At 69.8% G+C, this 10,107-nt stretch carries 11 protein-coding genes, 2 tRNA genes and 2 pseudogenes; 8 read left to right on the forward strand and 7 right to left on the reverse strand.

Annotation, left to right across the window (positions count from 1 at the left end):
- From ABT130_RS37725 to ABT130_RS37745, 5 genes and pseudogenes are all read left to right on the forward strand, one after another.
- A pseudogene (locus ABT130_RS37725) lies at positions 1–540 on the forward strand (cell division protein FtsK); the annotation flags it as partial.
- The gene (locus tag ABT130_RS37730; protein ID WP_350963884.1) at positions 537–677 is read left to right on the forward strand and encodes a hypothetical protein; all 141 of its coding nucleotides are present in this window, start codon (positions 537–539) and stop codon (positions 675–677) included. The pseudogene ABT130_RS37725 and the gene ABT130_RS37730, both read left to right, overlap by 4 nt.
- Positions 678–730: 53 nt before the next feature.
- Positions 731–886 carry a hypothetical protein gene (locus tag ABT130_RS37735; protein WP_350963887.1) on the forward strand — a complete coding sequence of 52 codons (156 nt, stop codon included), beginning with the start codon at positions 731–733 and terminating at the stop codon, positions 884–886.
- Positions 883–1,398 carry a replication initiator gene (locus ABT130_RS37740; protein WP_350963889.1) on the forward strand — a complete coding sequence of 172 codons (516 nt, stop codon included), beginning with the start codon at positions 883–885 and terminating at the stop codon, positions 1,396–1,398. The genes ABT130_RS37735 and ABT130_RS37740 overlap by 4 nt, the downstream gene beginning before the upstream one ends.
- Before the next feature lie 68 nt (positions 1,399–1,466).
- Positions 1,467–1,547, forward strand: a pseudogene (locus tag ABT130_RS37745) (tyrosine-type recombinase/integrase); the annotation flags it as partial.
- 209 nt (positions 1,548–1,756) lie between these two features.
- Here ABT130_RS37745 and ABT130_RS37750 read toward each other — a convergent pair.
- From ABT130_RS37750 to ABT130_RS37760, 3 genes are all read right to left on the reverse strand, one after another.
- Positions 1,757–1,829, reverse strand: a tRNA-Arg gene (locus tag ABT130_RS37750).
- Position 1,830: 1 nt separating this feature from the next.
- Positions 1,831–1,906, reverse strand: a tRNA-Met gene (locus ABT130_RS37755).
- Complete coding sequence (locus tag ABT130_RS37760; protein WP_350963892.1) at positions 1,898–2,812, reverse strand: NAD(P)-binding domain-containing protein; 915 nt, start codon at positions 2,810–2,812, stop codon at positions 1,898–1,900. Before ABT130_RS37760 ends, ABT130_RS37755 begins: the two co-directional genes overlap by 9 nt.
- On the opposite strand from ABT130_RS37760, the gene ABT130_RS37765 reads away from it, so the two are divergent.
- Complete coding sequence (locus ABT130_RS37765) at positions 2,718–3,281, forward strand: carboxymuconolactone decarboxylase family protein (protein WP_350963895.1); 564 nt, start codon at positions 2,718–2,720, stop codon at positions 3,279–3,281. The two genes, ABT130_RS37760 and ABT130_RS37765, sit on opposite strands and share 95 nt — an antisense overlap.
- Before the next feature lie 15 nt (positions 3,282–3,296).
- Here ABT130_RS37765 and ABT130_RS37770 read toward each other — a convergent pair whose 3' ends face one another.
- Together ABT130_RS37770 and ABT130_RS37775 are read right to left on the reverse strand one after the other, a co-directional pair.
- A complete protein-coding gene (locus ABT130_RS37770; RefSeq protein WP_350963898.1) occupies positions 3,297–3,917 on the reverse strand; it encodes an FMN reductase in 621 nt (206 codons plus the stop codon).
- Positions 3,918–3,950: 33 nt separating this feature from the next.
- Complete coding sequence (locus tag ABT130_RS37775) at positions 3,951–5,063, reverse strand: LLM class flavin-dependent oxidoreductase (protein ID WP_350963945.1); 1,113 nt, start codon at positions 5,061–5,063, stop codon at positions 3,951–3,953.
- A gap of 358 nt (positions 5,064–5,421) precedes the next feature.
- On the opposite strand from ABT130_RS37775, the gene ABT130_RS37780 reads away from it, so the two are divergent.
- Positions 5,422–6,216, forward strand: a complete 795-nt coding sequence (locus tag ABT130_RS37780) for an SDR family NAD(P)-dependent oxidoreductase (RefSeq protein WP_350963901.1) — start codon at positions 5,422–5,424, stop codon at positions 6,214–6,216.
- Positions 6,217–6,377: 161 nt separating this feature from the next.
- Entirely contained in the window at positions 6,378–8,285 is a 1,908-nt protein-coding gene (locus ABT130_RS37785) for an FUSC family protein (RefSeq protein WP_350963904.1), read from the forward strand.
- Positions 8,286–8,288: 3 nt separating this feature from the next.
- Here ABT130_RS37785 and ABT130_RS37790 read toward each other — a convergent pair whose 3' ends face one another.
- Positions 8,289–8,894 carry a gluconokinase gene (locus ABT130_RS37790; RefSeq protein WP_350963907.1) on the reverse strand — a complete coding sequence of 202 codons (606 nt, stop codon included), beginning with the start codon at positions 8,892–8,894 and terminating at the stop codon, positions 8,289–8,291.
- 306 nt (positions 8,895–9,200) lie between these two features.
- Positions 9,201–10,016 (reverse strand): SAM-dependent methyltransferase, encoded by an 816-nt coding sequence (locus tag ABT130_RS37795; protein WP_350963910.1) that lies wholly within the window; start codon positions 10,014–10,016, stop codon positions 9,201–9,203.
- Positions 10,017–10,107: the final 91 nt, after the last annotated feature.

The raw sequence follows: 10,107 nt of genomic DNA on the forward strand, positions 1-10,107 counted from the left end.
GGCACCCGCTACGCCGCGAGCCCGGCCGACTGCGCCGACCTCCTGGAAGCCGCCGTGCAGATCATGCAGGAGCGGGCCGACCGCTACGCCGGACTCCAGCGCTCCCACACCCCCACCGTCGATGACCCGTTCGTCCTGGTGGTGGTCGACGAGGTGGCGTTCCTGACCGCCTACCAGTCCGACAAGGGGCTGAAGCTCCGTATCTCCGCTGCCCTGGCCACGCTCACGACCCAGGGCCGCGCGGTCGGGTTCGGCGTCATGGCGGCACTTCAGGACCCGCGCAAAGAGGTCATGAACATTCGCAACCTGTTCCCCGACAAGATCGCGCTCCGGCTGGATGAGTCCGAGCAGGTGGACATGGTCCTCGGCGACGGTGCTCGGGATCGGGGCGCGCTGGCCGATCACATCTCGCCGATTCCAGAGCAGGGGGCCGGTATCGGCTACGTCCGGTTGGAGACCTCGCCTGATCCGATCCGGGTTCGCGCCGCGTACGTCTCCGACAGTGACATCCGCGCGATGGCGCTGGGGGTGACCACGTGAGGGTCTGCTTCTACGGCACCGACGAGGAGATCACCCGCCTCTGCGAGCGCCCCATCCTGGCCGTCCTGGGAACTCGTCACGCTCAGCCCGTCCTGGCCTTCGAGCTGTTCAACGTCCGCGTCACCACCGATCCCTAACCAGACCACGTTCCGGCTGTCGGCCGACCTGTCCGAAGTGGAAAGGGGCGACCGTGACTGAACTGGCCTACATCCTCGACGGCCTGCGCTGTGCGGCCTGCGGCGCGGTCAACACGCTGTGGCTGGACCTGATCCGCGGCCTGGTCGAGTGCCGCGAGTGCGGACAGGGCGTCTTCCTCGACCCCGACCACGATGGGGAGGACGTGTGAGCAACCCCAATGATCGCGGCCTGTCGCGGGCAGAGCGTCAGAAAATGCCGCTCGCGCTGGATGTCGCGGTGGAGATCGCCAAGCACAACGGCGTGTGCATCCGGCCGGTGGTCCTGCGGCGGCTGGACACCCACACCGGGCTCACCGAGGACGTCAACGTGCCCTGCGGGGCCACCATGGACGCCAAGTGTCCCTCCTGCGCCAAGCGCAACCGCTACCTGCGGATGGCCCAGTGCCGGGAAGGCTGGCACCTGGACGCCGAACCGGGGACCACTCCAGATGAACCGAATGAGGAACAGCGCTGGCTGGTGGAGTTCTGCGCTGACATGCAGGCCCAGCGCGATGCCGTGGAAAAGGCCGGCGACGACACCACCGACCTGGACGCGATCCTCGCCGGGCTCGATGCCGAGATCACCGCGGCCGGGATGCGGGGCAATCGGCCATACCACCGCCACGCGCAACCGCTCGACCAGGCGACGCCAGGACGCCCCCGACCTGCCCAGGAAAGGTGAACCGCGCCGGGATTGACCCGTCCAAGACACGGCGCAACTTCCGCAAGGCCATCAAGGGCGCGCCGGGAGTGGATCCGGCGAAGTGGACGCCCCGCGAGCTGCGGCACAGCTTCGTCTCGCTGCTCTCCGATCACGGCATCCCCTTGGAGGAGATTTCCCGGCTGGTCGGCCACAGCAGTACGGCTGTCACAGAGGCCGTCTACCTCCAGCAGATCCGTCCGGCTCTTCAAGTGGAGCCACCGCGATGGACCGCATCTTTGATGGTGATCCAGAAGCTTAGTCACGCATTTAGTCACTCAGAGGATTGTGAAGGCCGCTCCCGGAGGTCGGGAGCGGCCTTCTACCTTGTGTTTCGCGGCACCTCTGGCTGGAATCGAACCAGCGGCCTCCTGCTCCGCAAGCAGGCGCGCTCTCCACTGCGCCACAGAGGCTTGGTAGCGGGTGCGGGAATCGAACCCGCCCACAGCGGCTTATGAAACCGCCGAGCACACCAGCGCCCTCACCCGCTCCAAAGAAAGAGCCGTCTCGGACCGTGTGGTCCGGGACGGCTCGTGTCGTGACGGCGGGTGTCACACACGAGCCTCCCGGGGCATGCGCATACGGCGACGAGCACGCATGACGCGACGGCTCCGACCGTGATGGCGGCGCATGATCCCTCCTGGTGAAGCTCGACTGACCTGATGTGAGGATGCCGGATCTCCGGAACCGGCCGCAACGCGTTTTCTCCAGGAGCCCGGCCGTGCCCACTGACCATGAGCGGGCCGGCGGCGACCGCGTCGCGGACGGTCGCGGCCCACCGCGCCCCCTGGGCGACCAGGGCGTCGGCCTTTCCCGGCGTACGGTTCCACACCGTGGTCGGGTGCCCGCCGTCCAGGAACGCACCCGCAAGCGCAGAGCTCATCTCCCTTGGGTCGATCACAGTCACGGCCGATCGAACGTCGGTATTTCCAGAGGTAGTGGTCATGAATGTTGCCTTCTCTCGAGTTGCCGGGACGCCGGTTCCCTGTCCGGGGGTACCGCTGAGGTCAAGAGCCGATCTTGCGGACTGGCTCCTCGGGCTGCGTGGGGCGAGCAGCCTCCTGGACGTCCTCGCTGGGGCATTCGAACCGGCGGCACGGACCGCTCGGGTCCAGGGCGTGCTTGGTGGTTGTGGCCATCTGGGAAGACGTCGATGTCTCCGTAGGGGAGTCCGGCCTCGATCATTGCCAAAGTCGTCAACCATGTTTACTATATAGACAACCACATTGACGATATTGCCCCGATGTGCGTCCGCCGGGCACGTCTTCGGCGTGCCCGGAGAATCCAGAGAGAAGGCCCCCATGTCCCACGACGTCTTCGTCACCCACACCGCCGAGAGTGCCCCTGCCGCCGCCCGCGCCACGGTCGAGGGGGTGGAGCGGAAATTCGGCTTCATCCCCGCGCCGGTCGGCCGGATGGCCACCTCCCCGGAGTTGCTCAAGGGGTTCCTGACGGCCAGTGCCGTCTTCGAGCAGACGACCCTCGCCCCGATCGAGCGTGAGATCGTCATCCTGACGGTCGCCACCCGCAACGGCTGCCACGTCTGCGTGGCGATGCACACCGCCACGCTGGTCAGGCTGGGGGCCCCGGCCGAGGTCATCGAGGGGCTGCGGGCCCAGAAGCCCCTTCCGGACACCCGCTCGGAGGCGCTGCGGTCGTTCACCCTCGCGGTGATGGACCACTGCGGCGCGGTCGGCGACGAGGAGACGCGGGCGTTCCTCGGCGCCGGCTACACGCCGCAGAACGCCCTTGAGGTCGTCCTCGGTGTCGGTGCCTACACGATCTCCACGTTCGCCAACCGGCTGATCGACGCCCCCCTCGACCCGCCGTTCCAGGCCTACGCCTGGGACGGCGACGGCAGGTAGGTGTCCGCCCGTTCGTCAGGGCCGCAGTGCGGCCAGCTGCTGCTCGAACGGGATCACGGCCTCGACCTGCCGGGCGGCGGCGGGCCGGTGCGACATCAGGCCGGCCAGTTCGCCGGCCGCGCGGGCGACGCGGGAGGCGAGGTCGTCGGCGCGGCTGTCCCCGCCGGTGCCCCAGTCCTCGGACGCGGCGTAGACGGCGGTCGGTACGACGATCGCGCGCAGGTAGGCGAAGAGCGGGCGCATGGCATGCTCCAGGGCGAGCGAGTGGCGTGCCGTCCCCCCGGTCGCCGCGATCAGCACCGGCTTGCCGGTGAGCGCGCTGTTGTCGATCACGTCGAAGAACGACTTGAACAGGCCGCTGTAGGAGGCGGTGAAGATCGGCGTCACCGCGATGAGGCCGTCCGCCTCCGTCACCGCCTCGATCGCCTCGCGCAGCGTGGCGCCGGGGAAGCCGGTCACCAGGTTGGCGGCGATGTCGGTGGCGAGGTCGCGTAGCTCGATCACGCGTACCTCGGCCGGGTGCTCGTCGCCCGACAACCGTCGTACGGTCGCCTCGGCCAGCCGGTCGGCCAGCAGGCGTGTCGAGGACGGCAGGCCGAGACCGGCCGAGACGACCACGAGCCGGACGGATTCCATTGCTTTTCCTTTCCAGGGGTGGACTCGGATGCCTCAGGTGGCGGGGACGGGCTGCTCGCCCGTCTCGGCCGCGCTGCCGCGCCTGGCGAGCAGGGCCGCGTGGGTGGGGCCGTCCGGCACCTCGGCCGGCCTGCCGGAGGCGAACTCCCTGCGCAGTACCGGGACGACCTCCTCACCGAGGATGTCGAGCTGCTCCAGCACCGTCTTGAGCGGGAGCCCGGCGTGGTCCATCAGGAACAGCTGTCGCTGGTAGTCGCCGAAGGACTCCCGGAAGGTCAGGGTCTTGTCGATGACCTCCTGCGGGCTGCCCACGGTGAGCGGGGTCTGGTCGGTGAACTCCTCCAGCGAGGGGCCGTGGCCGTACACGGGAGCGTTGTCGAAGTAGGGACGGAACTCCCGGACCGCGTCCTGGGAGTTCCGCCGCATGAACACCTGCCCGCCCAGGCCGACGATCGCCTGCTCAGGGGTGCCGTGGCCGTAGTGGGCGAAGCGCTCCCGGTACAGCTCGATCAGGCGGATGAAGTGCTCCCTGGGCCAGAAGATGTTGTTGGCGAAGAACCCGTCGCCGTAGTAGGCGGCCTGCTCGGCGATCTCCGGGCTGCGGATCGAGCCGTGCCAGACGAACGGCGGGACGCCGTCCAGCGGGCGGGGGGTCGAGGTGAACGACTGCAGGGGAGTGCGGAATCGGCCCTGCCAGTCGACCACGTCCTTACGCCACAACTGGTGCAGGAGCGCGTAGTTCTCGATGGCCAGCGGGATGCCCTGGCGGATGTCCTGCCCGAACCACGGGTACACCGGCCCGGTGTTGCCGCGGCCCAGCATCAGGTCGACGCGCCCGTCCGCCAGGTGCTGCAGCATCGCGAAGTCCTCGGCGATCTTGACCGGGTCGTTCGTGGTGATCAGGGTGGTGGACGTGGAGAGGATGATCCGCTCGGTCCGCGCGGCGACGTAGCCGAGCATGGTCGTCGGTGAGGAGGGGACGAAGGGCGGGTTGTGGTGCTCGCCGGTCGCGAAGACGTCCAGGCCGACCTCCTCGGCCTTGAGCGCGATGGCCACCATCGCCTTGATCCGCTCGTGCTCGCTCGGCGTCCGGCCCGTGGTGGGGTCCGTGGTGACGTCGCCTACGGTGAAGATCCCGAACTGCATCGTGCTCACCGTCCTCCGTTTCGTTTGAAATTTCAACTACCCTTAACGTCTCAGCGGGAGGGTTATTCCTGCCCGGGCCGGCCTCGGTGACCAGGCGGCCGGACATCGGGAACGGTCGCGGGCATGACGACCCCGGACAGGCCATCACGACACCTCCACCCGGTGCGGAAACCTTTGTCACACGCGTGCGCTTCCCCAAAATGATCACCATCCGGGCTTTCCGTGCCGGCGAACCCGGGAACGAACAGCGGATCAGCGGGAAGGCGCCCGGTGGAGCACCGTTCCACCTCGTCATCCGGTCGTGAGTGCCCGCCCGTACGGGGGACGGCTCCGCGACGGGCATCAAAGGACGTGACGCATGCACATCGATCTCACCGGCAGGACGGCACTGGTAACCGGATCCACAGAGGGGATCGGGGCGGCCATCGCCGCCGGTCTCGCGCGGGCGGGCGCGACGGTGGCCGTCAACGGCCGCACCCCGGAGAAGGTGGAGAGGGCCTGCGACGCGCTGCGCGCGAAGATCTCCGGCGCGCTGATCGTCCCGGTCGCCGCCGACCTCGCCACCCAGGAGGGCGCGGACCACACCGTCGGCATCCTGCCGGAGGTCGACATCCTGATCAACAACCTCGGAGTCTTCGGGGTCCAGGACGCCCTGGAGATCACCGACGACGAGTGGCGCCGTTACTTCGAGGTGAACGTCCTGGCGGCGATCCGTCTCACCCGCGCCTATCTGCCGGGGATGGTGGCGCGCTCCTGGGGGCGCGTCCAGTACATCGCCAGCAACTCCGCGATCGTCATCCCCGTGGAGATGATCCACTACGGCATGTCCAAGACCGCGCTCCTGGCCGTCTCGCGAGGCTTCGCCAAGAAGGCCGCGGGCAGCGGTGTCACCGTCAACTCCGTCATCGTCGGTCCCACCCACACCCGAGGCATGGAGGACTTCGTCTACGAACTCGTCGACAGGGACCTGCCCTGGGACGAGGCCCAGCACGTCTTCCTGCGGGAGCACTTCCCGGAGTCCCTGCTGCGGCGGTTGATCGAACCGGAGGAGGTCGCCAACATGGTCGTCTACCTCAGCTCACCGCAGGCCTCCGCCACCACCGGCGGCGCGCTCCGCGTCGACGGGGGCTACGTCGACGCCATCCTCCCCTGACCGATGGCGCACCCCGGTGCGTCGCGCGGTGGTCAAGGCTTCGTCGGCGAACGCGGGGATAACCCGGCGGGGCGGACGGGTAGGGGTGCGCCGTGGACCGTGAAGAGACCACCTCGGGGCCGGGCGCGTCCGGCGTGCCGGCGTACTGAGCACGGCGAGCGATGCCCCCGCTCTTCCGGCGGGCCGCCGACCGGCTGATCGACGCCGCTCCGGACTGGCTGGTCGAGACGGTCCGGCCGGCACCCGCGGCGCTTCGATGGTGGCCGATGCTGCGCATGGCCGTGGCGGTGACCGCCCCGCTTCTCGGAGGGGCCGCCGCCGGGCACGTCACGGCCGGCCTGCTGCCCGCCATGGGCGCCATGAACGCCGGGACGGCCGACCGGGGCGGCCCGTACCGGGCCAGGATCATCAGGATGGGCGCGGCCGGCGCCGCCGGAGCGCTGGGATATCTCATCGGGGCCGCGGTCCGCGACCACGGCTGGTGGGTGGTGCCGGTCATGGTGGCCGTTTCCGTGCTGTCCGCACTGATCAGCACGAGTGGGGGCACGGGCTCGGCGGCCGGGCTGCAACTGCTGGTGATGACCGTGATCGCCGGCGGCATAGCGCTGCCGGGACCGCCCGGCCTGAACGCGCTGACGTTCCTGCTGGGCGTGCTGTGGGTGATCGCGCTGGAGGTCGCCGACTGGCCCCTCCACCCGCGCGCGCCGGAGGAGAGCGCGGTGGCCGAGGCCTACCGGGTCCTCGACCTGCTGTTCACCGATCGCGGCGCCGACGCCCTGGCCGCGTTCGACACCGCGCTCAGGAACGCCTACGACACCGTCCTCGGCGCCCGCTCCCCGGCGGTGGGGCTGGATCCCGGGCGCACCCGGCTGGTCGCCCTGCTGAACCAGGCCTCGCTGATCCGCAACGCACTGCTCTCGCTGTGCCACGAGGGGCGCGAGCCGCCCGAGGAATCGGCGTCCGCCGTCGAGGGCGTCGCCGCGTCGCTCACCGGCGGGCCCGCGCCGCGGGCGGTGCGCCACGAGGGCGACTCACCCGCCGTACGCGCCCTCTCCTCCGCCGTCCAGGGGGCGGTCGACCTGGCGTCCGGCGGCGACGTCGCGGCCGACCAACTGCCGTACGAACCGGTCGGCTACCGCTCCCGGCTCCGGGCCGTTCTGAAGAAGATGTGGTACGGCCGCCTCGTCCGGGTCTACACGGTCCGGCTCGCGCTCTGCATGGGCGTCGCCGCCGCGGTCAGCCGGCTCGGCTGGTTCGATCGGTCCTACTGGATGACACTGACCGTCGCGCTGGTGCTCAAGCCCGACTTCGGGTCGGTGTTCGCGCGCGCCGTGCAGCGCGCGCTCGGGACCGTCGCGGGTACGTTGATCGGCACCCTGGTCCTTCTCCTGGTGCCGTACGGCCCGCTGCTGCTGATCCCCATCGCGGTGTGCGCGGCGCTCCTGCCCTACGGCATGCAGCGCAACTGGGGTCTGATGTCGACCTTCCAGGCGCCGCTGGTTCTGTTCCTGGTGGACCTGTTGACCCGCGGGGGGCCGGAACTGGGCAGGATCCGGATCGTGGACACGCTGGTCGGATGCGTGATCGTCCTGCTGCTGGGGTACCTGCCGTGGCCCGGGAGCTGGGAGGCACCGGTCGGACCCCGGTTCGCCGACGCGGTGTCGGCCACCGCGAACTACCTCAGGTACGCCTTCGACCCCGAGCACCCCGGCAGGGCGCTGCTTCTCCGCAGGGTGTACGACGCCCTGGCCGACCTGCGGACCGTCTTCCAGCGGGCGATGACCGAGCCACCTGTGATCAGCAGACGCGTCACCACCTGGATGCCCGCGATGACCGCGCTGGAACGGGTGGCCGACGCGACCGCCGCCACCGTCGCGTGCACCGGGCGCGGCGCGCCGCCCCCGCCGCGGGCGGCGGTCCAGGCCCTGGCGGAGTCCCTGGAGGACATCGCCAGGGACGTCCGCGCGGGGCGGAGACCCGGCGATTCCGGGGCCTGCGCCGACGAGACGCTGGAGCAGGTCGACTCCGCCGTGCGCAGCCTGCGCGACACGGTGGCGGGAGACCGCTAGGGCCTACCCGGCCTCGCCTGCGTCTCGGGGTCCACCGGGATCGGCGGGACCGGTGGGGTACGGGTCCGGTCGCGTCCGGGGGACGGCCGCCGTGGCGAGGTAGGCGTCCACGAGTTCGCCGACGGGCCTGGCGAAGTCGAGAACGATCCCGTGCTCGTCGGGCCCGAGGGGCTCCAGGGTCCTGAACTGCGAGTCGACCAGCGAGGCGGGCATGAAGTGCCCCGGACGGCCGGCGACCCTCCGGCGTATGGCGTCGATCTCGCCGTGCAAATGGACGAAGCTCACCGTCGGCGCGGATTCCCGCAGGATGTCGCGGTAGCTCCGCTTGAGCGCCGAGCAGCTCGCCACCCCGCCGGTGGCGGCGTGGTCGGCGAGCCAGGCACCGATCGCGCGCAGCCACGGCAGCCGGTCGTCGTCGTCGAGGGGGATGCCCGCCGACATCTTGGCGATGTTGGCCTCGTTGTGGAAGTCGTCGGCGTCGGCGAACGGCACCCGTAACCGCCGGCTGAGGGCGGCGCCCACGGTGGTCTTGCCGGAACCGGTCACGCCCATGACGACGAGTGGCGCGGTTCCGGGAGCCGGTGCGGCGGAATCCTCAGCGGGGTTCATTGAGGAGGGCCTCCCATGTCGCTCTGCGCGACAGCCTGACGGGGTTGGTGACGACCGACCTGGGCTCACGGTCGACAGGTGGTGTTTAAGATCGGGTGCGGGCATTGACGAAGGATCATGCGATGACGGGCCGCCCCGAGGGCGACGACCGGACGAGTATGGGACTACACCGGAGCGTCCTCGATAAACTCGATTTTCCCGATCGTTTCAGGTGGCCGCCACACCGGTCAGGTGTCGAGAGCCGAGCCGGCCTCTGGGACGGGGGCCGGAGTGTGCGGCCGGTCGGCCGCTGAGGAGGCAGGGGCGTCAGGGCTTGCGGGCGACGCCGCAGAACTGGGACACCTCATCGGGCTCGCCCCACGGGCTGTGTTCCGGACGCCATCTGGAGCAGGACACCACGCCGGGCTCCAGCAACTCCAGACCGTCGAAGAACGTGACGAGGTGGTCGCGGTCGCGGGCCACGATCGGGGTGCCGCCTCGCTCCATGAACTGCCGCATCGCCTCGTGCATGGCATCGCCGTGGACCTCGGCGGTGGCGTGCGCGATCACCAGGTGGCTGCCCGAGGGGACGGCGTCGACCAGGTCCCGTACGACCTGCCTGGCCTCGTCGTCGTCGGTGATGTGATGCAGGATCCCCAGCAGCATCAACGCGACGGGTTCGGTGAGGTCGAGGGTCTTCTCGGCGGCCCGCAGGATGCGGTGGGGTTCGCGCAGGTCGGCGTCGATGTAGTTGGTGACCCCTTCGGGGGCGCTGATGAGCAGGGCGCGGGCGTGCACCAGGACCAGCGGGTCGTTGTCGACGTAGACGACCCGGGACTCCGGGGCGATCCGCTGCGCCACCTCGTGGGTGTTGTCGGCGGTGGGCAGGCCCGTGCCGATGTCGAGGAACTGGCGGATACCGGCGTCGGCGACGAGGTGGCGGACGCAGCGGCCCAGGAACGCCCGGTCGGCCCGGGCCGAGTCGACGATGCCGGGGATGAGCCCCTCGACCATGTCGCCGGCGTCGCGGTCGGCGGGATAGTTGTCTTTTCCACCCAGCCAGTAATTCCAGATGCGGGCCGAATGCGGCCGGTCGGCATCAAGTTCCACGGGCTGCCAGTCTGATTCGCGAGAGGTGCTCATGGGGGGCCGGTTCCGTTCATGAGGTATTCGCACTGAATGGGATGGGATGTAGTGGATCACATCCACGACGGTCACGGCAAACCCCCTCGAT

The organism is Streptosporangium sp. NPDC001681 (genome assembly GCF_040298085.1).
In the GTDB taxonomy this organism is placed as follows: domain Bacteria; phylum Actinomycetota; class Actinomycetes; order Streptosporangiales; family Streptosporangiaceae; genus Streptosporangium.